20 protein-coding genes, 2 tRNA genes and 2 pseudogenes are annotated in these 23,287 nt (G+C 72.2%); 5 read left to right on the forward strand and 19 right to left on the reverse strand.

The genetic code is table 11. The annotated features are described in order from the left end of the window. Positions 1–58: 58 nt before the first annotated feature. Both ACFYMP_RS24190 and ACFYMP_RS24195 read right to left on the reverse strand, forming a co-directional pair. Positions 59–4,384 carry a PAS domain-containing protein gene (locus ACFYMP_RS24190; protein ID WP_388861391.1) on the reverse strand — a complete coding sequence of 1,442 codons (4,326 nt, stop codon included), beginning with the start codon at positions 4,382–4,384 and terminating at the stop codon, positions 59–61. Between the two features lie 572 nt (positions 4,385–4,956). Then, a pseudogene (locus ACFYMP_RS24195) lies at positions 4,957–5,406 on the reverse strand (SSI family serine proteinase inhibitor); the annotation flags it as partial. 266 nt (positions 5,407–5,672) lie between these two features. Between ACFYMP_RS24195 and ACFYMP_RS24200 the strand changes: the two are divergent. Then, positions 5,673–5,763: transfer RNA gene (locus tag ACFYMP_RS24200), tRNA-Ser, on the forward strand. A 192-nt stretch (positions 5,764–5,955) separates the two neighbouring features. Next, positions 5,956–6,028: transfer RNA gene (locus ACFYMP_RS24205), tRNA-Arg, on the forward strand. A gap of 81 nt (positions 6,029–6,109) precedes the next feature. Here the strand turns inward: ACFYMP_RS24205 and ACFYMP_RS24210 are convergent. From ACFYMP_RS24210 to ACFYMP_RS24265, 12 genes are all read right to left on the reverse strand, one after another. Further along, positions 6,110–7,384: a tyrosine-type recombinase/integrase gene (locus ACFYMP_RS24210; protein ID WP_388861393.1), complete on the reverse strand. Its 1,275-nt coding sequence runs from the start codon at positions 7,382–7,384 to the stop codon at positions 6,110–6,112. Beyond that, a complete protein-coding gene (locus ACFYMP_RS24215; RefSeq protein WP_388861395.1) occupies positions 7,384–7,581 on the reverse strand; it encodes a helix-turn-helix domain-containing protein in 198 nt (65 codons plus the stop codon). Before ACFYMP_RS24215 ends, ACFYMP_RS24210 begins: the two co-directional genes overlap by 1 nt. 166 nt (positions 7,582–7,747) lie before the next feature. Continuing rightward, complete coding sequence (locus ACFYMP_RS24220) at positions 7,748–8,911, reverse strand: DUF3631 domain-containing protein (protein WP_388861397.1); 1,164 nt, start codon at positions 8,909–8,911, stop codon at positions 7,748–7,750. After that, the gene (locus tag ACFYMP_RS24225; protein WP_388861399.1) at positions 8,908–9,252 is read right to left on the reverse strand and encodes a hypothetical protein; all 345 of its coding nucleotides are present in this window, start codon (positions 9,250–9,252) and stop codon (positions 8,908–8,910) included. The genes ACFYMP_RS24220 and ACFYMP_RS24225 overlap by 4 nt, the downstream gene beginning before the upstream one ends. Continuing rightward, positions 9,249–10,163, reverse strand: coding sequence for a bifunctional DNA primase/polymerase (locus ACFYMP_RS24230; protein ID WP_388861401.1), 915 nt, complete (start codon positions 10,161–10,163; stop codon positions 9,249–9,251). Before ACFYMP_RS24230 ends, ACFYMP_RS24225 begins: the two co-directional genes overlap by 4 nt. 92 nt (positions 10,164–10,255) lie before the next feature. Further along, on the reverse strand, positions 10,256–12,043 hold the full coding sequence (locus ACFYMP_RS24235) for a MarR family transcriptional regulator (protein ID WP_388861403.1): 1,788 nt from the start codon (positions 12,041–12,043) through the stop codon (positions 10,256–10,258). A gap of 262 nt (positions 12,044–12,305) precedes the next feature. Continuing rightward, on the reverse strand, positions 12,306–12,677 hold the full coding sequence (locus tag ACFYMP_RS24240) for a DUF6251 family protein (protein ID WP_388861405.1): 372 nt from the start codon (positions 12,675–12,677) through the stop codon (positions 12,306–12,308). A gap of 14 nt (positions 12,678–12,691) precedes the next feature. Continuing rightward, positions 12,692–13,027, reverse strand: coding sequence for an RRQRL motif-containing zinc-binding protein (locus tag ACFYMP_RS24245; RefSeq protein WP_388861407.1), 336 nt, complete (start codon positions 13,025–13,027; stop codon positions 12,692–12,694). Next, positions 13,027–14,013, reverse strand: a complete 987-nt coding sequence (locus tag ACFYMP_RS24250) for a DUF2637 domain-containing protein (RefSeq protein ID WP_388861409.1) — start codon at positions 14,011–14,013, stop codon at positions 13,027–13,029. Before ACFYMP_RS24250 ends, ACFYMP_RS24245 begins: the two co-directional genes overlap by 1 nt. Next, positions 14,010–14,300 carry a DUF6303 family protein gene (locus ACFYMP_RS24255; RefSeq protein WP_388861411.1) on the reverse strand — a complete coding sequence of 97 codons (291 nt, stop codon included), beginning with the start codon at positions 14,298–14,300 and terminating at the stop codon, positions 14,010–14,012. The genes ACFYMP_RS24250 and ACFYMP_RS24255 overlap by 4 nt, the downstream gene beginning before the upstream one ends. Continuing rightward, the gene (locus ACFYMP_RS24260; protein WP_388861413.1) at positions 14,297–14,563 is read right to left on the reverse strand and encodes a DUF6284 family protein; all 267 of its coding nucleotides are present in this window, start codon (positions 14,561–14,563) and stop codon (positions 14,297–14,299) included. The genes ACFYMP_RS24255 and ACFYMP_RS24260 overlap by 4 nt, the downstream gene beginning before the upstream one ends. A gap of 607 nt (positions 14,564–15,170) precedes the next feature. Beyond that, positions 15,171–15,887 (reverse strand): GntR family transcriptional regulator, encoded by a 717-nt coding sequence (locus tag ACFYMP_RS24265; protein ID WP_388861415.1) that lies wholly within the window; start codon positions 15,885–15,887, stop codon positions 15,171–15,173. 56 nt (positions 15,888–15,943) lie between these two features. On the opposite strand from ACFYMP_RS24265, the gene ACFYMP_RS24270 reads away from it, so the two are divergent. Next, positions 15,944–16,765 (forward strand): class I SAM-dependent methyltransferase, encoded by an 822-nt coding sequence (locus ACFYMP_RS24270; RefSeq protein ID WP_388861417.1) that lies wholly within the window; start codon positions 15,944–15,946, stop codon positions 16,763–16,765. Positions 16,766–16,889: 124 nt separating this feature from the next. Continuing rightward, the gene (locus tag ACFYMP_RS24275; protein WP_388861419.1) at positions 16,890–17,315 is read left to right on the forward strand and encodes a hypothetical protein; all 426 of its coding nucleotides are present in this window, start codon (positions 16,890–16,892) and stop codon (positions 17,313–17,315) included. Between the two features lie 726 nt (positions 17,316–18,041). Here the strand turns inward: ACFYMP_RS24275 and ACFYMP_RS24280 are convergent. From ACFYMP_RS24280 to ACFYMP_RS24300, 5 genes and pseudogenes are all read right to left on the reverse strand, one after another. Beyond that, positions 18,042–18,327 (reverse strand): annotated as a pseudogene (locus ACFYMP_RS24280) (tyrosine-type recombinase/integrase); the annotation flags it as partial. A gap of 329 nt (positions 18,328–18,656) precedes the next feature. Continuing rightward, positions 18,657–19,886 carry an NAD(P)/FAD-dependent oxidoreductase gene (locus ACFYMP_RS24285; RefSeq protein WP_388861421.1) on the reverse strand — a complete coding sequence of 410 codons (1,230 nt, stop codon included), beginning with the start codon at positions 19,884–19,886 and terminating at the stop codon, positions 18,657–18,659. A gap of 233 nt (positions 19,887–20,119) precedes the next feature. Further along, complete coding sequence (gene sigJ / locus ACFYMP_RS24290; protein ID WP_388861423.1) at positions 20,120–21,064, reverse strand: RNA polymerase sigma factor SigJ; 945 nt, start codon at positions 21,062–21,064, stop codon at positions 20,120–20,122. A 65-nt stretch (positions 21,065–21,129) separates the two neighbouring features. After that, a complete protein-coding gene (locus tag ACFYMP_RS24295; RefSeq protein WP_388861425.1) occupies positions 21,130–21,546 on the reverse strand; it encodes an SSI family serine proteinase inhibitor in 417 nt (138 codons plus the stop codon). 94 nt (positions 21,547–21,640) lie between these two features. Then, entirely contained in the window at positions 21,641–22,651 is a 1,011-nt protein-coding gene (locus tag ACFYMP_RS24300; protein WP_388861427.1) for a DMT family transporter, read from the reverse strand. A gap of 26 nt (positions 22,652–22,677) precedes the next feature. Between ACFYMP_RS24300 and ACFYMP_RS24305 the strand changes: the two genes are divergently transcribed. After that, on the forward strand, positions 22,678–23,280 hold the full coding sequence (locus ACFYMP_RS24305) for a CGNR zinc finger domain-containing protein (RefSeq protein WP_388861429.1): 603 nt from the start codon (positions 22,678–22,680) through the stop codon (positions 23,278–23,280). The last annotated feature ends 7 nt before the right edge of the window (positions 23,281–23,287 follow it).

The raw sequence follows: 23,287 nt of genomic DNA on the forward strand, positions 1-23,287 counted from the left end.
CGGTCCGGCCGCCCGAGCCGCCCCAGTCGGTCCGGCCGCCCGAGCCGCCCCAGTCGCTCTAGTTGGTCCCGATCTTCGCCAGGAGGTCGACGATGCGGCCCTGCACCTCTTCGCTCGTGGAGCGTTCGGCGAGGAAGAGCACCGACTCGCCCGAGGCCAGGCCCGGAAGTTCGGCCGGCCCGATACCGGCCGCCGTGTAGACGACGAGCGGCGTGCGGTTGAGCTGCCCGTTGGCGCGCAGCCAGTCCACGATCCCGGCCCGCCTGCGCCGTACCTGCGTGAGGTCCATGACGACGAGGTTCGGCGGCGCCTGGGTCGCGGCGGCGACCGCCTCCGCGTCCGTCGCGGCGCGCGTCACGTGCATCGCGCGCCGCTCCAGCGCGGCGGTCAGCGCGCCGGCGATCTCCGGCCGCTCCTCGATCAGCAGGACCCGGGGCGGGTGCTGTTCGCTGTCGCGCGGGGCGAGCGCCTTGAACAGGACGGCCGGGTCGGCGCCGTACGCGCTCTCGCGGGACGCCATCCCGAGACCGGCCGTCACGAGGACGGGGACCTCGGCGGCCACGGCGGCCTGCCGCAGCGACTGGAGCGCGGTCCGGGTGATCGGCCCGGTCAGCGGGTCCACGAAGAGCGCGGCGGGGAACGCGGCGATCTGCGCGTCCACCTCCTCGCGGGAGTTGACGATGACGGGCCGGTAGCCCCGGTCGCTCAGCGCCTGCTGCGTGCCCGCGTCGGGCGCGGGCCACACGAGCAGACGGCGCGGGTTGTCGAGCGGCTCGGGCGGCAGTTCGTCGTCCAGGGGCTGCGGCTGCGGCCGGTGGGCCACCTCGACGGCGCCGTTCGGGCCGTCCAGGGGCTCGGGGCCCTCGGCGCCCGCGTCCGGCGCCCCGATCGCGTACGAGCGTCCGTGCTCCTGACCCGACAGCCGGCCCTGGGACCCGCCCTGGCCCTGCGCGGCGCCCTGCCCGGGGACCTGCGGCGGGGCGGGCGGCACCGGCGGGGCGGCGAGCGGCGGCTGCGCGCCGCGCGGTGTCTGCGCCGGTACGGAGGGCAGGCCGGGCGCGGCGGACTGCGGGCCCTGAGGGTGCGCCTCCGCCTCGGGGTGGTCCGCCCCGGGCGCCCCGGCGGGCGGCCCCGGCGGGGTCGCGAGCTTGCGGCGGCGGCCCGAACCGTTGCCGCCCTGCGTCCCGTTCGCGTGCGGCGCCGCCGTGCCGGGGGCCGGCTGCGCCTGCTGACGCGCGAGACGTGCCTGACGCAACTGCTGCGCGGCCTGCGCGGGCAACTGCGCGGCGGCGGGCCGGGGACCCGCGATCCGCTCGTCGAACGGCACCCCCGCACCGAGCGTCCGCACACTGAACGCCCGCCCCCGCGCACCGTCCGGGTCGCTCTCGGGCGCCGGGGACGGGGCCGGTACGGGGCGCGCGCCGGGCGCCCGCGCGGCGTCCCGCTCGTGCGAGTGCTGCTGCTCCTGCTCCTGCTCCCGCCGGACGGAAGCCGACCGCGGCTCCGGGCCCACCGGCTCCGCCCCTGCCGTACCGGCGGCCGGAGTCCCGGGCCCGTACGCCTGCTCCTCGTACACCTGCTCCTCGTAGGCGGTCGCCGGGGGCGCGGCGGGCGCGTAGAGCGGCGGTTGCGGGAGCCGCGCGGCGGCGGGCGGGGCGGGTGGGGCGGCCATCGGCGGCTGCACGGTGGCCCGCTCCGCGCCGTGGCCGGCCGGGCTCGGGGCCTCCGACACGACGGGCCCGGCGGGCTGCCCGGAGCCCTCCACAGACGGCTCGGGCCCCACGGACGGAGCGGGCCGCGCGGACTGAGCCGCCGGCCCGGACTGCTGGTCGGCCTGGGCGGGCGGCAACGCGAAGGGCACGCGGGGCCCCGAGGCGAGGGCCTGCGCCTGCCCGGCCCCGGCCTCGACCCCGGCCTGCGGCTCCGGAGCCGGCTCCGTCGGGCCCGCCGGGGCGGAAGGCGCCTGCCCGGTGCCCGGCGTCCCGGCGGACCCCGGTCCGGTCACGGCGGTCAGCGCCCGGCGCGCGCGGCGTCCGGTGGGCTGGTCCGCGGCGGGACCGCCGTCCGGCCCGATCGGCTGGGCCGCGGCCGGATCGATCCCGTTCGGCATGGGCAGCGCGGGCATCCCCGTACCGGCCGGGCCCACGGGCACCCCGCGCGGCGACACGCTGACGGGCCCGAGGGAGTGCGAGGCGGCCGCCGTCCCCGCCGCGTGCTCGGCGGCCGTCACGACGGCCCCGTGCGGCGGTGTCTGCGGGGAACCGGGCGCCGCGGACGTGTCGGACGGCCCGGCGGTCAGCGCGAAGGGCGAGCCCTGGGCGGGCGCGGCGGCGGGTTCCTCCGGAGCGGGCCGGCCACGCCGCCGCCCGGTCGGCGCGCCGCCCTGACCGGCCTGCGTCTCCTGGCGCACCTCGCTCTCCAGGAAGGCGTCCGTGGACGAGCGCCGCGCGCGCCGCCGCCCGTGCCCGTTCGTGGCGGGCCCGTTCGGGGCGGAGCTGTTCGCGGCCCCGGACTCCGTACCGGCCTCGGAGGGCTCGGGGGACGTGGGCTGCGCGGGCGCCGGGTTCTCGATGGCCGGTACGGGGGCGACGGCCGCCGGTACGACGCCCGCGCCCTCCCCGATCGGCACGTCGAGGATGTAGGCGCTGCCGCCCACGCCCGGCACCGTGTGCGTCTGGAGCACGCCGCCGTGGGCGCGCACGATCCCGGCGACGATCGGCCCGTGCACCGGGTCGCCCCCGGGGTAGGGGCCGCGCACCTCGATGCGTACGGCGTCCCCGCGCTGGGCCGCCGCGACGACGATGGTCGAGTCGACGTAGCCCGTGTTCACCAGCCCCGTACGGGCGTTGCCGGTCGCGTCGATCCCGGCGACGTCGGCGATGAGGTGGGCGAGGGCGGTCGCGAGCCGGTCCGCGTCGACCTGCGCCTCGATGGGCGGGGCGTGCACCGCGAACTGGGCGCGGCCGGGCCCGATGAGGTCGACGGCGCCGTCGACGGCGGCGGTCACGACCGCGTCCAGCATCGCGTTCCGCCGCCGGAGCTGATCGGTGCCGACGTCGAGCCGCTGATAGCTGAGGACGTTGTCGACGAGCGTCGTCATCCGCGCGTAGCCGGCCGCGAGATGGTGCAGGATCTGGTTGGCCTCGGGCCACAACTGCCCGGCCGGGTCGGCGGCGAGGGTGCCCAGTTCGCGGCGCAGCTCCTCCAGCGGCCCGCGCAGCGAGGTGTCGAGGACGGCGAGCAGCTGTTCGTGCCGGGCCGACAGCGCCTCGAAGCGGTCCTTCTCCCGCTCGGCGAGCGCCGCGTACCGGTCCTTCTCCTGCGCGATCTCCTCGTCGTGCCGCCCGGTGAGTTCGCTGAGCGTGCTCTCGTGGCTTCCGGTGATCTCGGCGAGGGCGCTCTCGTGGCGCTCGGTGAGTTCGGCGACCTCGCGCGCGCGGGCCTCCTTGAGCGCGGAGACCTCCTCGCTCCACCCGTCCTTCAGCTCGGTGACCTCGGCGGCGTGCCGCGCGGTCAGCTCCTCGACCTCCGCCGCGTGCCGGGTGACGAGCTCGTCGTAGGCGCGGCGGTCGGTGAAGGTCATGACGGCCCCGACGAGCAGGTCCCCGTCGCGCACCGGCGCCGTCGTGAGGTCCACGGGCACCTGTTCGCCCCGCTTGTTCCACAGGACCTGCCCGCGTACGCGGTGCTTGCGGCCCGAGCGCAGCGTGTCGGCGAGCGGCGACTCGGGATACGGGAACTCGCTGCCGTCGGCCCGCGAGTGCAGCACGAGCGGGTGGAGTTCGCGCCCGCCGAGTTCGCCCGCGCGGTACCCCAGTATCTGCGCGGCGGCCGGGTTGACGAGGACGACCTGGCCCTCGGTGTCGGTGCCGACGACACCCTCGGAGGCGGCCCGCAGGATCATCTCGGTCTGCCGCTGGGAGCGCGCGAGTTCGGCCTCGGTGTCGACGGTCCCGGTGAGATCGCGGATCACGATCATCAGCAGTTCGTCGCCCGAGTATCGGCCGCCGTGGTCCTCGTACGAGGAGGAGCCGGAGCCCGCCGTGGCGGTGCGGCCGTCGGCGAGGTTCGCGCTCGTGACCTCGACGGGGAACTCGCTGCCGTCGGTGCGGCGCGCGACCATCCGGGCCGGCTTGGTGCGCCCGCGTTCGTCGGTGGACTCGGGGCGCCGCATCGACCCGGGGATGAGCCGCGAGTCGAACTGGGGCAGCAGGTCGAGCAGTCCGCGCCCGACGAGGGCGGTACCGGGCGACTCCAGGGCCTGGAGGGCGATGGTGTTGGCGTTGACGACCGTGCCGTTGGCGTTGACCAGCACGAGGGCGTCGGGCAGGGAGTCGAGTATGGCTGCGAGGCGAGCAGTGCCCCGGGATGGCCTGCTGCTCACGACGACGCTTCCTCCCTGACGTTCCGCGCTGCCCCGCACTCAGGCGAGGCGCCGCGCTCTACCCCACACCACGAACCGTCCGGCGGCCCGTGCGGGCCATCTTGCCGCGCGGCCCGCGACGTGTCACGGAAGGGAGTCTACGGGCAGCGCCCGGACGGGCAACGCCGGATGAGACCAGAACCCGGCACGGAGCCCCGGCAGGCGCGGCACGCCGGTACGGCGGGGCACCGGGCGGCCCCGCACCGGCGCGCCCGCACACGTGGCACCGGCGCGCCCGCACACGTGCTCCCCACACCCGACACCCCGCCGTACCGGCGGCGGCCGTCTCAGCGCAGGGCGGCCGCTCCGCCCCCGGGCGCGTCCTGCGCGCGGGGCGCGGCGTCGGCGGGGATCACGGCTCCCTCGCGGGTGGTGGCGTCGGCGGGTGTGCGGGACCCCTCGCGGGTGGTGGCGTCTGTGAGGGCGCTGGTCCCCTCGCGGGTCGTGGCGTCGGGGCGGTTGACGGTTCCCTGACGGGTCGCGGCGTCCGGGCGGCTGGCGGCTCCCTCGCCGGTCGCGGCCTCCGAGCGGGTCATCGAGGGCAGGACGGGCACGAGCGCGTTCCAGCGCGCGATCTCGCACCCGTCGGTCCGCGCGTAGGAGGCGTCGACGTGCCGCCCCGCCCACCGCCCGGTGATCCGCGCGGTCTGCGGACCGCCGTACTGCATCGTGCACAGCGCGTCCTCCGGCACGGGCGCGAAGGTGTCCTTCCCCCACCGCGTCACCCCGTCGAGCCGCGCACAGGCGGCGGCCGCCTCCCGGTGACTCCCGCCGGCCGGGTGGCACCGCAGCGTGACGGTCCCGTCCACGCCCGCTCCCGCCCCCGAGATGGTCACGGTCAGCCGGTCCCCCCAGGCGTCCCGGGCGGCGGGCGCGGCGGAGGCGGGCAGGGCGGACAACAGCCCGAGGGAGACGAGGGCGGCGGCGAGCAGCGGCGTACGAATCCCGTGGCGCGCGGTCTTCTCGGAGATCTTGGTGCTCATGAGGGGCGCTCCGTCGTGAGGTGCGGGGACCTGCCGGCCGGGCAGGGAGGGGTCCGCCTGCCTAACGCGGCGACGGCCGGGACGTTGCGGAAGGACCGGGAGGACCGGGAGTACGGGGGCGGGAAGGGGCGCCCCGGGCGCGCGGAACCCCTTTGCCCGAGGCTCTCCCCACCCAGTACCGTGGGTGCCGATTGGTGGCACCGCGCTCGGCTGTGTCATCATCTCTCCGCACCCCGCGCACGTATCCCGGGCGCAGGTGCAGCTATGGAGGCGTCGCCTAGTCCGGTCTATGGCGCCGCACTGCTAATGCGGTTTGGGCCTTAAAGCCCATCGAGGGTTCAAATCCCTCCGCCTCCGCAGCCAGGCCAGGGCCCCGGTCGTTCCCACGACCGGGGCCCTGCGCGTCCCCCGGACACCCCGCGCACGCGCGAGCGTTTGCGCAGGTCAGATGGGGTGCGCGATACGGATTTCACGTCCGGCCGCAGGTCATGTAATGTTGTCCACGCAACGCCGACGGGGCAGAAAAAACCCCGGTAACGCAGAGCACAAGCACTCGTAGCTTAACGGATAGAGCATCTGACTACGGATCAGAAGGTTGCAGGTTCGAATCCTGCCGAGTGCACACAGGTGAGAGGCCCCCTGGACATCGTCCAGGGGGCCTCTGACATCAGCGGGTGACATCAACGCACCCGGAGAGACGCTCTCAGCCGTCCGACGCTTCCTCCTCCGACTCGTCGTCGGGGTCATCGAGATTCAGTGCGTCGTCCATGCGCTCCGCAGCCGCCCGCAGCGTCGTGTCCATCACGTGCGCGTAGGTGTCGAGCGTCATGGTGATGGTGCTGTGGCCCAGCGTCTCCATGATCGTGCGGGCGTCCACCCCTCGTGAGAGCAGGATCGAGGCGCAGGTGTGCCGGAGGTCGTGGACCCTGACGCGCCGTACGTTCGCGTTCCTGCACAGGATCGTCAGCATCCGGTTGAGGCTGCGAGGGTCGATGACCCTCCCGGTCTGCGTGGTGAAGATCAGTCCGTCAGGCTGCCCGTGCGTCGGCTGCCACTTCTTGCCCGCAACCTTCCGTTCGCGCTCCTGCTGCTCGCGGTGATGGGCGAGCGCCCGCACGAGGTGCCGCGGCAGGGACACGGTGCGGATCGACCGTGTGGTCTTCGGTGTCCCGAAGAGGAGCTCCCGCCGGATGCGCTGCACGTTCCGGCGTACCCGGAGCTGTCGGTTCGTGAGGTCAACGTCCGACCACGTGAGGGCGAGAGCTTCCCCGCGCCGCAGGCCAGTCGACACGAGCAGCAGCCACAGCGCGTACAGCCGGTGCGTGCGGGCGGTCTTGAGCAGGATGCGGACTTCGGCGCCGTCCAGGGGGCGCACCTCCTTGCGTGTGACGGTCGGGGTCTCGACGATGCGCGCGACGTTCCGAGCGGTCAGCTCTTCGCGCATCGCCTGCTGTAGGGCTGACCGCAGTACGGCGTGCACGTACTGGACCGTGCGGGCGGACGGAAGCCGCTTGCAGCACTTGCCCACGGCGCAGCAGCCGCGTTTGCCTTCCGGGCGCTCGTGGTCGGCGCGTCGCAGGCAGCAGAGACAAGAACCCTTGAACTCGGTCAGGAACCGACGTACGTCGGCAGGCGAGAGCCGGTTGAGCCGCTTCTTGCCGAGCGCCGGCCGAATGTAGAGCCGGGTCAGGCCCTCGTAGCTGTTGAGCGTGGCGGGCTTGAGCCGTTCTGGCGCGATGGCGGCGAGCCAGTAGGTCAGGTAGTCGCCGAACGCCATCGTGGAGGACGCGGCCGGGATGCCCTGACGCGTCTTCTCCTGCAACTCGGTGAGCTTGTCGGCAACTTCTTCGCGGGTCTTGCCGTAGACGAACTTCCGTGTCCGGGTCCCGTCCGGGCGGTAGACGTAGGCGGCGGCGTGGTAGCGGCCGTCGGTGCGCTTGGTGATCGTTCCTTCGCCGTTGGCGCGTCGTTTGGCCATCAGGCGGCCTCCTCGATCTGGTTGCGCATGTACTCGCGGAGGGCGTCGACCGGGATGCGTCGCGCCCGGCCGGCAGTGAAGCTCGGGAGCTGTTTGGAGCGAATGAGGTCGTAGACCTTGCTGCGGCTGAGACGAAGCGCCGCCATGACTTCGGGGACTTTGAGCGCTTCGTGACTGGCGGGCATGGCGGTGGTCATGCGGGGCTCCTCCGGAATGGTCCTCGGGGCATACCTCTGAGGGCCGCTACTTGCGCTACCGCCGCTACCTCGCAGGTCAGGGGCCTGTCGGAGGTAGCGGACGAGGTAGCGGTAGCGGATGGGTAGCGGCAACCAAGACTGGCTGCCGCTACCGCGTTGGTGCTGGTCAGACCATGTTTTCGGTGCCCGGTAGCGCAGGTAGCGGACTTTCCGGGGGTGGGGGGCAGTAGCGGGCCCAGGCGTCCCAGAGATCGGCGGTGTAGTAGCCCTTGAGCACGCTCCCGGCGGTCTTGATGTTGCGGGAGGCGATGGGCTCGTTGTCGGCCGTCATGTACTCGGCGAGCATCTTGGACAGGCGCCGGTTGTCGAGCGGCTTGCCCTGGAGGTCGGCCCACGGGGCGTCGTCCAGGGCGTTGAGCCTGTCGAGGATGGCAACGGTGGGCAGGCGGTCGATGCCGACCATGACGTGGTCACGCAGATCGGTAAGCAGCCGGACTCCGACGCTGCCTTTGTCGTTGGCGCGGGAGGCGGTGACGAGGGTCACGCATGCGGCGCGGGCCCGCTCGGGCCAGTGACCGCCGACGGCGTCGGCGATGGCGAGCAGCGGTTCCCACACGTCGGCTGGCCGGTCGCTGACCCCCTCGGGCATGTCCGGCCAGGCGCCCATGACGAGGTCGCGGGCGTGCTCTGCCCAGTGGGCGAGCCGGTCCCGGAGCTTGTGCCCCTCGGCTTCGTGGATGCGGGCCCGGAAGGGCTCGACCTTCTCGTTGCGGGCGCGGCGGCGCATGCGGATGACGACGGCGCGGCTCATGATCGTGTCCGGCAGTGAGCCGAGACCGGCGACCGCGACCGCGCAGTACGACGGGAAGGCCTGCACGGTCTGCTGTCCGCCGTCGCCAATGCACCGGTAGGTGACCCCAGTGCGGCGGTGCCCGGCGTTCAGGAAGCCGCGCAGTTCTTCGTTGTCCCCTGCCTTGGGCCCGAAGACGGTGTCAATCTCGTCGAACAGGATGGTGGGCTTCCCGTTGCCTGCCGAAACGGACCGGAACAGAGCGGCGGCGGACGCGTTGACAGCCGTCATGGGCTGCGGAACGAGGGTTTCCACGATCTCCAGCGCCCGGGTCTTCCCGGACCCCGGTTCGGGGGACAGGAAGGCGACGCGGGGCGTGGAGTCGAAGCAGTCGAGCAGGTGCGCGTGCGCGTCCCACAGAGCCACCGCGACGAACGCGGCCTCGCTCGGGAAGACGTTGAAGCGCCGGTGGAACGCCTCGACCTCGTCGAGGAGAGCGGCGCCATCGATAGGCGATGTGGTGGGAGTGGGGTCGGTCATGCGGCGGCCCTCCCAGAGGCAGCGGGGGTGGTGTGGGGGCACTGCTGGACGCGTGCGCGGGTGGTGAGTTCGATGACGGCGCGGCGGCCCCGGGCGCGTTCGTGGCGACCACAGGCGCAGAGCCAGTCGGCGACGGGGAGTTCGTTGCGCCCGATGCTGCGCACGGTCAGGCCGGGTTGGAGGCCGGTCACGGTGACCGTGTGCGGGTCAGGGCGAACAGCAATGCGGACGCCTTCGGCGACGACCTTCGGCGCCCCCTCGCCGTTGCGGTCGGGGCCGGTTCGGCGATGCCTGGGCGGGTTGGGGAGGCTTTTCAGGTGGGGATCGGTCCGGGTGGTCATGCCGCCTCCGGTCGTGGCCGGCAGGTGCGGAGGGACCAGTTCAGAGCGCTGGTGATGGTGGCGCGGCACTCGGCCGCGGTGAGCCCGAGCGCCTCGCCCTCTGCTTGAAAAGCCGTTTCGACGACGTGGCGGGGAAGGTCGCCCCACGCCACGAACCGGCCCACGGCCCGTACGGACGCGAGGAGGGTCGTGTTGCGTCGTCCCTCACCTGCAGCACGCACGGTCTCGCGTTCACGCTGGAGGGCGGTTTCCGCGTACCGGTGGCCTCGCAACGACACCGGAGCAGGCGCCGGAACGGCGGCTGCGTGCTTCGGGTGCTGGGGCAGGAGGAGTGTCCGGAGCCATGAGGGCAGGGGGTTGATGAGGGCGGGCCCGTCGACCGCGTATGTGTGGCCGTTGACGGTGCTGCCGGAGGCGACGACGTATCCGCCCCATGCTCGGGTGTCGACCAGGGGAGCGAGGGTTCCGGCGGTGTTGTGAAGGTGGGCGGCGGCGGGAGCGGAGAAGTACAAGTGCGTACCGCCGCTCGCGGTCCGGATGGTGCGGGTGCGGGGCACCGGGTGCCCGGCGCGCTCGCAGAGCGCCGAAAGGTTGGCCGCGCCGTCAGGCGCGTCCCCTTCGCTGTTGAGCTTGGGCTTGTCGAGATCGACGACGATTAGCCCGGACGGGCCGGTGGCGATGCCGATGTTGAACGCTCCGGCGGACCATGCGGCGCGGATGCGGTCGGGGTCGGTGGTGGCGCGCTGCTCCCACTTCAGGTGGCCGTCGGTGCAGGGGCCGGTGCGGGGACAGGCGGTCTCGCCGTGGAGGGCGGGGCGCTTGTCGCCGGGGCGGAGCGGGAAGACATGCCAGCCGCGTTCGGCGGCTTGTAAGGCTGCGGACAGCAGCGCGGATGGCGGGTGATGGGTCATGCTGGATGTCTCCAGTTCTGTGAGAAGCGCTGGATGAGGGCGGCCCCGCGACTTTGGCGAGACGAGGGGGCCGCCCTCGTGGTGTGGGTAGGTCAGGCGGCGGCGATGTCGTCGCCCTGGACGGCGTTCAGGTAACCGTCCAAGGAGCGGACGACGGTGCCCTCGGTGGTGAGGGCCTTGACGGCCTTGGACACTGCACCCTTGGACAGGCCCGTGAGCGTCACCAAGTCCTTCTGCCGAACCGGCTCATCGGCCGTCTCGATCGCCTTGAGCACGCGCGCGGCGGAACCGTCCGAAGCGGGTGCCGGTTCGGGTGCGGTGTCCTTCACGAGGGTGAGCGTCGGGGTGCCCGCGGCTTCCTCCGTCGGCACGCCCGAGCGTGACCAGGGGGTGCGGTCGGGCAGGGCGATGACGACGGCCTTGTCCATGTAGCGGACCTTGACCGGGTCGGGCTTGCGCTTGCCGTCCCGGATCAGGGCCACGCCGGGGACGGGGAGTTCGTCGGCGGTCCATCCCTTGGCCTGTGCGTCCTCTCCGAGGACGACGCGGGCTTCGGCCGGCGTGCGGACGGCGAGGCAGATGGAGACGCCGATCTGCGGGGCGATCTGCTTGGGGATGCCGTCGCCGATGGTGGGCTTCTGCGTCATCCACCACAGGTCGATGCACGCGGCCCGCCCCATACGGGCGATGGACTCCAGGGCGGGCAGGGCGGACCGGGTGGCGGTGCGGGTCTTGCCGTCGGCGGTCTCGGTCTCGTAGGTGACCTTGTCGGCGGCGGTCATGACTTCGGCGCCCTCGTCGACGACGACGGTGATGCGGGGCCGCTCCGGGGTCGGAGTCCAGGTGTCCTGTCCCTTGGGCAGGACGGAGAGCCGTTCCAGCATCTCCGTCTCCAGCTCGTCGGTGACGTCGATGACCTCGTGCGGGGTGGAGGCGACGCGGGCCCGGTGGTCCCACAACCGCCCTTCCACGCGCTTGAGATCGATGATGACCAGCGCGTTGGACTCGCCCTCGGACGCGTCGAACAGGAGCGGGCGGGAGGCGACGGACTTACCCGCGCCGGAGCGGCCCGCGATCAGGAGGCGCTCACCGAGGGGCACGGTGACCTGCTCGCCGGTCACGGTGTCGATGCCGAGGGAACGCCGCTCGGGTGTCCACGTCAGGTCGTCGCCGTCGGCGGCGCTGCGGGTGCGCAGGGTCAGTTCGGCCCACCCGCCCTGCTTGCCCGCCTTGGTCTGGATGCGCAGGCTGGTGCGGGCACCGAGCAGGGACCGGACGTGGTCCTCAGCCGAGCGGAGCTTGGTGGCGGTCCATGTGCCGTCGAGGCGGACCGCGACGACGATCCCGGCGTCGGTCAGCTTCGGCCGGCCGGTGAGCGTTCCGGCCAGGCCGCGTTGTTCGGCGTGCTCCTTCCAGTGCTGCGGCTGGAGGCGTTTCAGCAGCGCGGTCTCCTCAGCGGTGGGAGTGAGGCCGATGGTGTCGCGCCCGCGCACGGCGGCGACCACGGTCAGGGCGGTGACGGCGGCGACCACGGCAACGGCCGTCCACACCCAGGCGCGGACGGACACGGTGGGCAGCCACACGTACCCGGCGACACCGAGAGCGGTGGCGGTCTTGGAGGCGAACAGCCACATCGGGTCCGGGACGCGGCGCTTGGCGGTGCGCAGCTCCCGTTCCGCGCGGTGACGCAGAGGGGTGACGCCTTCGGGGTCTATGGCGCGGGCGGTGGCCAGCGCGCGGCGTGCGTCGCGGACGAGGGGCTTGCGGTCGGCGCGCAGAGTGTGGCGGCGGTCGGCTTCCTTGCGCCACCGGTCCGCACTCCATCGGGCGGCGGTGGCGGCGTACTGGCGGTGCGTACGCCAGACTTGAGACTGACTCACGGGATCTCTCCAAGGGTTCTGAGTCGGTGGGGGCGGGCCCGGCATGGCCCGCCCCCACACGCGGGTGTGTGTACGCGGAGTTACGAAGTTTCCGGTTTCCTGGTTTCCCAGGGGGTCCCTACGCGTGTGCGCGCGAGGCGGGAAACTTCGCTCACGCTGCGTTGCTACGAGGGTTGTGGTGGCCGAACGCGGCCCGGGGGGTCTCAACCCACCCGGACGGGGGGTCAGGCGCCCTGCGGGCCGCCTACGGCTTCGGGGGTGCTCAGCGGCGCCGGAGCCTCTTCGAGGCGGCCTTGCCGTCCGACCCGCCCACAGACTTCACGACGCTCACCACACCCCACGCCATGACGGCCGCGAGGAACGCGAGCATCGCGAGGTTCGCGGCGATAGCCGTCAGGACGCCGACCAGGAGCGGGCCGAAGTAGACGCCGGCCGCGACCGCCCCGGCACCGACACCGGAGCCGAGCGCGATGCGCTGCACCGTGCGGTCCGGCGGTGCCTGGTGGATGTGCTGGACGATCTGCTGCGGTGCCTGCTGCTGTGCGGGCAGGTGGGTGGCGTCGGCGTAGGTGTAGGAGCCGTCCGGGAGCTGGACGACCGTGACCGCCCTCGGGGCGGGAAGGTGCTGGTCCATGGTTCTCCTTCGGTTCAAGCCGCGGGGGCGAACGAGTCGGAGCAGGCAACGCACATGCCGAGCGAACGGGGGATGCAGTACCCGGCGTCGCGGCGGCAGTTCGGGCAGGTCCGCCGGGCCGTCATCGCCTTGGCGAGAGCGGTCCGGCGACCCGGGGTCATCGGCCTTACGGGCTTGGCCCGGTCGATGCGGTAGAGGTAGGCGACCAGCGGGCCACGCCGACGGCGGGGACGTTGGAGTTCAGCAACCACGTCCTGACCACCCGGTCGCAGCCCCATCGCACGGAGCTGACGGCGGGTGGCGAGTCCGTCCGGTGCGAGACGCCACCGGTACTCAGGAAGCGCGGCCATCACGCAGCCACCGCCGACCGGTCGCGCAGCTCCTGGTAGCGGGTGGAGACCCAACCGGTCGACCAGCCGCACAGGTCTGAGGCCGTGCGGACGGGGAGCCCGGAGTCGTGGGCGGCGGTGACGATCTGCCGGGCCTTGTCCTCGGGCAGCTTGGTGTTCACCGGGCCGCCGGACAGCAGCGTCTCGCGTTCACGGGCCTCCCGTTCCGCCCGCTCCTGCTGCTGCCTACGCTCGGCCTGCTCACGCTCCAGCCGCTCGCGCTCGCGGCGCTGTACGGCTTCGCGTTCAAGGCGTTCACGCTCGGCGCGCTGCTGTTCACGCTCGTGTTCACGGCGTTCACGAGCCTCCCGCTCGGCACGTTCCCGAGCCTCGGCCCGCTCGCGTTCCTCACGCCGTACGGCTTCCTGCCGCGCGGTCTGTTCACGGGCCAGCAGGGCTTCGTGGTCACGCTGCTCGCGGGCCAACTGGGCGGCGTGCTCGCGCTCCTCACGGGCCCGCCGCTCCTGTGCTTCGCGGCGCTCGCTGGCGGTCCGCTCCCGCTCGGCCCGCTCGGCTTTGAGCTGAGCTTCGCGGGCCGTCTGCGCGGCAGTGATGGCTTGCCGATAGGCCAGGCCGGTCTCTGCGGTGACGATCAGCAGCAACGGCGCGACCGCGTGCACGGCCACTCCGACCAGCTCTTTTCGCAGCGCAGAGTCCGCGACGTTCAGGGCCAGGGTCATGCACCCGGTCATCCACCGCAACGCGATCGGCCACCGGCCGCCGTGCCCGCCCAACCGGGCCAGAACGGCATCCAGACGCACGACGATGACGACCGCCGCATCCACCACCAAGGGGAGGATGGGGGCGGTCCAGGTCCAGCCCTCGGGGGTGTGGTGCTCCATCAGCGGGGTGACCGTGAGGATGGAGAACAGCATCGCGCCGCCCACGATCAGCCACGTCCCGACCGACAACGCGCGCTCCGCTGAACGGATCTGAACATCGTTCACGACGCCACCTCCCGCACCCGCGTGGAAGCGATCAGGCGGACCGGTCCGGCCGGGTCGTCGCCGGGGGCGTGGTCCTCGGTCCAGTCCCAGATCGGGCCGTCCGTGAACACGTAACCGAGCGCGTCCAGCGCCCGTGAACGGTCCTGAACGCTCGGCACCGCGTCACCGTCGAACCCGTACTCGGGCCACTCGGAGACCAGTCCGCCGAAGATCACCACGTACAGGCGCCACCGGCCAGTGTTCCGGCCGATGGCCATCTGCGCGGTGAAGGTGTCGGCCGCACTCATGCCGCACCGCCCGGCTGCACCGTGCCGGCGCGGTTGGTCAGGTCGCGGCGGGCGGCCAGGACCCGGTTGCGGGCCCGGCGCACCCGCCGCGTGTCCAGCTCGTTCGCCGGGCGGTCGATGGTCATGATCTGCGCGTCCAGCAGAGCGACCTCCGCCCGGATGAGCGGCATCTCGTGCTCGATCGCGTCCAGCTCGGCGGCCGTAGGCTCGAAGTCGAGCGAGGCGGCCGTAACAGTGGGCTGAAGTGCAGCGATGGTCTTCATGGGTCGTTTTCTCCTCACAGTGGGGCGGCCCGAAAGAGGCCCCGGTGTGTCCGCACCGGGGCCTCGCGCCGTCTGGGTCGTTCGTGGGCTACGAGCGACCACGGCAACCCGGCACCGCAGCCCGCCGGAGAGGCAGGCCGAATGCCGGGCACCGTGAGCGCTGGTGCTTCGGTTCTCCTGATGTCGCACGGCGCTGCTCGTTCCGGGGAGGTCCGAGATCCCGGAAGTCGTCGCAGTTTCGAAGGTGTGCTGTGCGGTTCTTAGAGCCGATGGCGTTCCCCGGTCAGGGGGTGTGGGCCCCGGTGTGACGGGGGCCGGTTCTCGGTCGGCTGGTCTCCACTCGCCCCGGCCGGTGTGGTCACGGCCGTACTGACGCGGTGGATCACGCTGTTGAGTTTTGGCGTGACGGCATCGGCCCTCTCCGTAGATTCCGGATTGGGCGATGGCCACAACAAGAGACTGGACCGGTGGACCGGTCCAGTCAAGCGATGGATCCGCGCGTCGTCGGTCCATCACGAGCAAAGACGCAGGCGGGGAGCACTTTCGGGGCAACAAAAAAAGCTGAACCGGTGGACCGGTCCAGCGGGCTTTGTTGCTCGTGCTGCGCCTACATGGCGTAGGTATCCACCTGCTCGAAGAACGAGGACGGCGTTACGCCCTCCTCGCAGACCAGCGGCTTCCCATGCTCGTCGTACGCCGTGTGCAGAAGCACGGCCACTGGTGTGCCCTGGGGCACTTTCAAGCGGTCCGCCTCCGTCTCCGATGCGAGGCGCACTGTGGTGACGTCCACCCCTTCGGCCGGGCCTCGCCCGGTCTGGCGACGGACGTAGCGCGTTGTGCCTTCGGCGATCGGGCTGGTGTCGGCAAGGCGTGGCGATGCCTCCGCAATCTCCGGGGGGAACCACGCCTCAACGCAGCTATTCGGGGTTCCGTCCGGGAGCTGGAGGATGCGAACGCGCCGAAGCGCCTCAGTCCCAGGGGAGAGGCGGAGGGCGGCGGCGACGTGGGCGGGGGGTTCCGCCCAGTCAGGCGTACCGACGCGCAGGAACGGCATGCCGCCCAGGATGCGCGCCGACCCTGCGCGGCGAGCGCCGGCAGGGCGTGCCACGGGTGTTTCCGTGACGACGAACCCGGTTCCCTGCTTGGCCACGACCACGCCGTCGTTCCGCAGCACATCGACGGCCTTGATGGCGGTAGCCCGTGACACGTCCCACTGCTCGGCCAGCTCGCGGCCCGACGGGATCGTCCCCCCGGGAGCGATCTCACCAGCGGCAATACGGGCGCGCAGGAACTCTGCGATCTCTTCGTACTTCAGGACTGCCATGGCTTCTCCTAATTCCTGCGCTGGACTGGTCCACCGGTACACACGATACTGCGACCATGTCGAATCTCGAATTGGCTCCCTCCGTGATGCGGTTCTACGGCGAGACAGTGGATGAGGACGACCGCCTGCGCAGCTCGGCAGACGGCCGCATGGAGCTGGCCAGGACTCAAGAGCTCCTCCGACGCTTCTTGCCTCCCGCGCCGGCACGTGTGCTCGACGTGGGAGGGGGAACCGGGATTCACGCTGAATGGCTGGTGAAGGACGGCTACGAAGTCACGCTCGTAGACCCCGTGCCCCGCCATATAAAGAGCGCCGCGGCCGTGTGCTCAGCGCTCGTGGGGGATGCCCGCGATCTGCCGCAACCGGACGGCAGCTTCGACGTAGTGCAGCTGCTTGGGCCGCTCTACCACCTCCCTGACCCGGACGACCGGCGTAAGGCGCTGGCGGAGGCACGCCGTGTGGTGAAGCCGGGTGGCTTGATCGCTGCTGCCGCGATCAACCGTTACGCGTCGCTCTTCGAGCACGTCACGTACGCACACCTGCACACCGAGCGGATTCACGACTCCGTCTCCAAGATTCTTGAGACGGCCGTCTACGACGGTGTGCGAGGGTTCACCCTGTCCTACTTCCACCGCGCCGAAGAGCTTGTGGCGGAGCTGACCGCCTCCGGCCTGACAGACGTGCAGGTCTTCGGTATCGAAGGGCCCGCGTGGTCCCTGGTGAAGGCGGCCGAACAGCAGCCGGGCGAGGGGCCCACGGACGATCTGATCGCCTCCGCGATGGCAGCGGCTAGGCTGGCGGAGCCGTATCCGGAACTACTCGCTGCCAGTTCGCACCTACTGGCCACAGGGAAAGCTCCCAGCGGCATTGGCGGTTGAGATCATGGCCATCGCTCGCCGGCGAGTTCCGGACCGATATACATGGCTGCCGCATGCGGCAGTCCGGGCATGCATGCGGCTATACAAACGTCATGCTGCGAGATATCAAGAATCGCAGCACTTCATGATCGACGTTGCGGCCTTTCTCTCCATTGCGGCGAATCCGCCGAACGGAATGCGCAGGACCAAGCAAGACTTACTCGATGGTCTCACTTTGGTGAGCGAGCTAAAGGTCCTTGTCGAGTCTTCGGAGGAGCGACTACTCCGCGAGGCGAGGCGCCGAGGAATTTCGTTCCGCGAGATAGCCGACGCTATGGCTATGCGCAGTCGGCAGGCAGCAGAGCAGCGCTTCATCCGGCTTGTCGGCGGCGGGAGTGAAGCGGAACAGGCGTACATGAATGGTCGCCGTAGGGATCGCCTGGGGTACGTGGTGAACGCGCAGGAGATGCATGAGGACCACTGGGTCAACCTGTCTCATGCGCTGCGTTGGGCGGATCTTGAATCGGCTCTCCCTGGGGAGGTCGAGGAAGAAGGGGAAGTGAATTCCTAGCACCTTCTGACCTCGCCGTAGAAGCCTGTTGCCAAAGAAGCAAAAGTGCCGTGATGGCGGTCAGGCGCTCCGGGTCAACAAAATACGAGCAGGCCACAAGGGTGCCTACCTGAAGAGCGAACCCGGCATTGAAAGAGCACGCTAGGCGTCTAGTCCGAACAAGGCGAGTCATGTGCATCGGAGGCATTTCTCTCCCGTCACTGATTGGTGGTTTTGGTCCGATGCATTAATGATGCCGAAGCCTGAGGGGCCGCCCGTGAAGCGACAAAATATTATCAAGGCCTATGGCTCGTCTCCGTAGCCAAGCGTTGCAGGTGACTGACTCACGGGGGGTTGGTGATGATCACATATCTGTCAACGATTGATTGACTGCCCTGCGGCGCCTGGTGCCCTTGCAGCAGGGGCGATCAGGCAGGCCTGGGCGGGAGTTACGAGCCCGGTCCGTGCAAGGCCATGGCCAGGCTAGGAGTGCCGGATGGCCGCGCCGACTGACATCAACACCTGACATCAACGTCGGCGCACACAGGCGTATGTCGAAGCGCAGGCGAACCACGTCAGACGGGCCCGTACGGCCACGCCAGAGGGTGTGGCGCGTCTGCGCACCCGCCTACGGATCAGAAGGTTGCAGGTTCGAATCCTGCCGAGTGCACACAGGTGAGAGGCCCCCGGACATGATCCGGGGGCCTCTTACGTTGGGCCGTACAGCAGCGAAGTACAGCAATCAGGTCAGCCGCTACCGTCCATTGCGCCGGAAAGCTGGTCGAGAGCCGAGCGCACCTGTTCGTCGCCCGCCTCCGCGTAGACCCTCCATCGTCATGGCGATCTGTGAGTGCCGCAGGATGCGTTGCGCGACCTTAGGGTGCACCTTCAGGGCGACCAGGAGCGAGCTGCACGTGTGCCGGGTGTTCCGCAGTGAGATCACGCGGAGGTCGGCACGTCGAGCCCGCAGGGCGAACATCCGAGTGAGGTTGCCCGGCTCGATGGGCGTCCCGTACTTGGCGGTGAAGATCACCGCTGCGCCGACGCCCGCCCACTGTGGATAGGCCCGGAGGTCATGAGTCGAGCACCCGACGAACGCGGCCCACGGTCACAGAATCGCGTGACCACGGAGGACAGTGGTGAAGTCGTGCGGCCCACGCGATCGTTGACGTGACGCTGAAGCGCGGAGCGCGGAGCGCGGAGCGCCGGTGAGCCGGCCGGAACGGGCTGTGCCGGGGCCGGATCGGACCTGGCCGCGTCGGGCCGGACGACGGACGGATCGTCTCCGCCCTCGTCCGGCCGTCCGCTCGTCCGGCTCTCCGCTCGTCCGGCTTGTCGTCCCGCCCGGACCGCCCGTACCGGTCAGACCGCGGCCCCGGCCGCCGCGTTCGCTCCCGTCCCCTCCGGCGTGCCGGCGACCCGGCGGCGTCGGCCCGGTACTGCGAGGGTCGGGTGGGCGACGCCCCAGGCCGCGCCCTTGCAGACCACCTCCTTGTAGAGGGCGGCGAGCCGTCCCGTCAGGGCCGCGCGCCGGGCGCGGTCGTCGGCGGTGACGTACTGGATCAGGCCCTCCTTGCGGCCCAGGGACACGCACTGGTTGAAGTAGCGCGGCGTCCTGGCCGGGAGCTTTCCACCGGTCAGGCGGGCCGCGAGGGCGTCGGCGGCCTGCCAGGCGGCGGGGACGCCCGAGGCGCAGGACATGCGCAGCGGCTTGCCGCCGGGTCCGGTCGCCAGGGCCGCGTCGCCGATGGCGTAGACGTCCGGGTGGGAGACCGAGCGCATGGTCGCGTCGACCACGATCTGGCCGGTGCCGCTGGTTTCCAGGGTGCTGCCCTCCGCGACCGGGTGGACCGCGAAGCCGGTGGTCCACACGGTGACGGCGGACGGCACGGTCCCGCCGCCGGCGGTGATGACGCGGTCGGGCTGCACGCCGGTGACGGCGGTGTGCTCGTGCACGGTGACGCCGAGCCGGGCGAGGACCTTCCGCAGGTGCGCGCGGGCGCCGGGCGAGAGCCAGTCGCCGGGTTCGCCGCGCGCGGCGAGGGCGACGTCGAGGTCCGGACGGGCCTCGGCGATCTCGGTCACGGCCTCCAGGCCGGTGAGGCCGCCGCCCACGACGACCACGGGCTGTCCGGCGTCCAGGCGGGCGAGCCGCTCGCGCAGCCGCAGCGCTCCCGGGCGGCTCGCGATCTCGTGGGCGTACTCGGCGGCACCCGGGACGCCCTGGGTGTTCCAGCCGCTGCCGAGGGCGTACACGAGGGTGTCGTAGCGCAGTTGCTCGGGCGGCGTCCGGTCTTCAGGGGTTCCGGTGGTGACGGTGACCGTCTTGTGGTCGGCGTCGACGCCGACGACCCCGGCCACCCGCAGTGCGACGCCCGTGCCCGCGAACATCTCGCTGAGCGGCCGGGCCCCGAGGTCCTGGCCGGCCGCCACCTGATGCAGCCGGACACGCTCGACGAAGTCGGGCGAGGAGTTGACGAGGGTGATGGTCACGTCCTCGCGGTGCAGCCGCCTGGCGAGGCGGCCGGCGGCGACGGCCCCGGTGTAACCGGCTCCGATGACGAGGATGCGGTGCTGCTGCTGCCTCTGCATGTCCTGACTCCTGTCTCAGGTTCGCGGTGACGCGCGGTCCCGGTGACGCGCCGTCCGGCGACTCGCCCGGTCGTTCGCCCCTTGAACCGGGCAGCGCGCGGTTTCCTGACAGGGACGGGGTGTGAAGCAGCTCACAGCGCGGCGCGGGATGGCCGGAGGGCGGGCGGACGGCGGTAGGGGGGCGGGGGGAGGCGGCAGGGGGAACGGTAGGGGGAGGGCGGCACGAGAGGGGGTCAGAAGACGGTGAACAGGGGGTCTCCGTGGTCCGTGGCCGCCCAGCGCCGGGTCGCGCGTTCGAGTTTGTCGGGGTTGGCCTGGCTGCGCAGCGCGGCGATGCCGTCGGCGGTGATCTCCGGGCAGACGACGCCGATGACCCGGCCGTCGAGGACCGCCACGAAGGCGGGGGCGCCGTTGACGGTCGTCGTGTGGATGTCCGGTGAGCCGCCGACGAGGGCGCGCTTGGACTTGCCGGGCTTGAACAGGCCCCGCATGAACGTCGCGACCGCGAGGGCGCCCTCGAACGCCTTGGTCCGGGCCGGGACCTTGCCGCCGCCGTCGCCGACCGCGACGGCGTCCTCGGTGAGCAGCCGGACGAGCGGTTCGATCCGGCCGTTGGCGGCGGCCGTGAGGAACTCCTCGACGATCCGCCGGGCGGCGGCCTCGTCGATCGCGGCGCGGGACCTGCTGTCCGCGAGGTGCTTCCTGGCGCGGTGCAGGAGCTGCTGGCCGGCCGCCTCGGTGATGCCGAGGATCTCCGCGATCTCCCGGTGCGTGTGGCCGAACGCCTCCCGCAGCACGTACACCGCCCGTTCGTTCGGGGAGAGGCGCTCCAGCAGGACGAGCACCGCGTACGAGACCGATTCGCGCTGCTCGGCCGTGTCGGCGGGGCCGAGCATGGGGTCCCCCGCGAGCAGCGGTTCGGGCAGCCACTGGCCGACGTAGGTCTCGCGCCGGACGCGGGCCGAGCCGAGCTGGTTGAGGCACACGTGGGTGAGCACCTTCGTCAGCCACGCCTCGGGGACCTCGACGCGGTCCGTGTCGGCGGCCTGCCAGCGCAGGAACGTGTCCTGCACGGCGTCCTCGGCGTCGCTCGCCGAGCCCAGGAGACGGTAGGCGATGGCCTGGAGGCGGGGCATCGCGGCCGTGAACCGGTCCGTGTCCTTCGTGGGCAGAGCCATGGGCCGGATGGTAACGCGCCGCTGTCCGGCGGATGTTGGAACGCTCGCGACGGTGGGGCGCCGGGTCAGAAGCGGAAGACGTGGCCCGTGGCCGCCTCCAGGGCGCAGGAGTTGGGGAAGGTACGCGTCCACGCCACCTCGCTGCCTCCGTACGTCCCCCTGGCCTTGGCGGTCACCGGGTCGTAGACGAAGGCGCACGGGCGGGGGGCACCGGCCAGCGCGTCGAAGTCGCCCTCCGCCGCCGACACTTCGGCACACGCCTCGCGCGCGTACGGGTGGTGGGACGGGGGGCTGGTGTCCGGCGGGCAGTCGAGCCTCAGGCCGCGAATCCAGGTGCTGCCGGAGCCCTCGACGGTGAGGAGGAGGCGGGCGGTCCCGGCGTCCGGGGGCGGCGCGGGGACGGTGGTGGCGTGCGCGGCACCGGACGCGGCCGTGAGGAGGGTGGCGGCCGCGAGCAGTGAGGCGAGTCGGAGTCCGGTCACGGCCGGTCAACGAGGGCGGCTGTGGGCGGTCACGTACGACACCGGGGGTGGCTGTGGGCGGTCACCTATGACACCGGGGCGGGTGTGGGCGTCGTCACGTACGCCGGGAACGCCCGCCGTCCGGCTCGCGGAGCGATCGGGCGGGTGGCTCCTCCGGCCCGGTTCGGCGGCCGTGCCCGCCCCCGAAGGACCACAGGGCCGCCGCGACGACCAGGGCCACCGCCACCGCCTGCCGCGCGCTCAACGGCTCGTGCAGCGCGAGGAATCCGATCCCCGCGCCCACGGCCGGGCCGAGGCCCAGCAGGACGCCGAAGGCGCGCGCGTCGATGCGGCGCAGCACCGTCATGTCGAGGGCGTACGGCAGGAGTGAGGACAGCAGCGCCACCGCGAGGCCCGGCAGCAGCAGGCCAGGCCGCCGTACCACCGCGTCGCCGTCCGCGAGGGCCGCCACCGGTACGAGGACGACCGCGCCCACCAGCAGCGCCACGGACAGGCCGGTGAAGTCGGGGAACAGCCGCCCCACCCGTTTGCTCAAGCCGACGTACGCCGCGCGACAGCCCGCCGCCGCGAGCCCGAACCCGAGCCCGGCGAGCGGCACGTGGCCCCCGGGGGCGCCGAGCAGCAGCACTCCGGCCAGGGCCAGCAGCCCGGCCGCGAGATGGGCCGGGCGACGCGACAGCGCGACGGCGAGCAGCAGCGGTCCCAGCAGCTCGACGGTGGAGGCGACGCCCAGCGGGAGCCGTTCGATGGCCTGGAAGAAGGTCAGGTTGTTGGCCGCGAACACCAGGCCGAGGGCGCCCGCCGCGCCCCACTGCCGCGCGCTGAGCCGGTGCACCGCGGGCCGTACCACCGCCGCCGTGACCAGCGCGGCGAAGCCCAGTCGCAGGCCGGCCATCGCCGTCGGTTCCAGCCGGTCGTACGTCGTCTTCGCGACCGCGGAGCCCGCCTGGAGGCTGCATATCTGGAGCAGGACGAGGAGCGGCGCGGCCCGGACGAGACGGTCGCCCGCCCCCTCGGGGACGAGTGCCGCACGGGCCGCCGACTCCTCGGTGCCCGTGTCCGCCGGTCCTGCGGGGCTCCTGGCCCACGACTCCCTGGTGCTCATGCCGTTCAGCGTGCTGTCATGGCCTTGTGCAGTTCAACCATTACGGCGGCGAGGCGGCGCGACTGGCCGCCGATCTGGTCAACGCCGCGTCGGACACCGCCCCCGACTCCGCCCCCGGCTCCGACCCCGGTCCCGCCCCCGTCCCCGATCTCGACCTCGTCCTGGCGGCGCACGGCGTGCACCGTCCGCCGCTCACCGGGGCTGCTCGCCGCGCGCTCCTGCGCTGGGCGGCGGACGGTCTGTCCCCCTGCTTCGCGGCCGTCGCCGCCCACCGCGAAGCGGCCGAACGGGCAGCCGCGCTGGCCGCGCGCTGCGCACGGGTCAACGCGCTGCTCGCGGCGGCCTCGACGCAGCCGCGCATCTCCCTGCACGACGGGCACCCGCACCTGCACTACGGCCCCGACGACCGGGACGCCGTCGCGCACGTCAAGGCCTCGACGGCCGCCGCTCTCGCGTACGTCGTGTGCTTCGCGGGCGCCCACCGGCTCGGCCGCTGCGCCCGCGCGGGCTGCGCTCGCGCGTACGTCGACACCTCGCGGGGCGGCCGGCGCGCCTACTGCTCGGTGCGGTGCGCGAACAACGACGCGGTGGCCCGGCACCGCGCCCGGCACCCGGGGACACGGCCATGAGCCGGGA

Origin of the sequence: Streptomyces sp. NPDC007088, assembly GCF_042869355.1 — a bacterium.
In the GTDB taxonomy this organism is placed as follows: Bacteria; Actinomycetota; Actinomycetes; order Streptomycetales; family Streptomycetaceae; genus Streptomyces.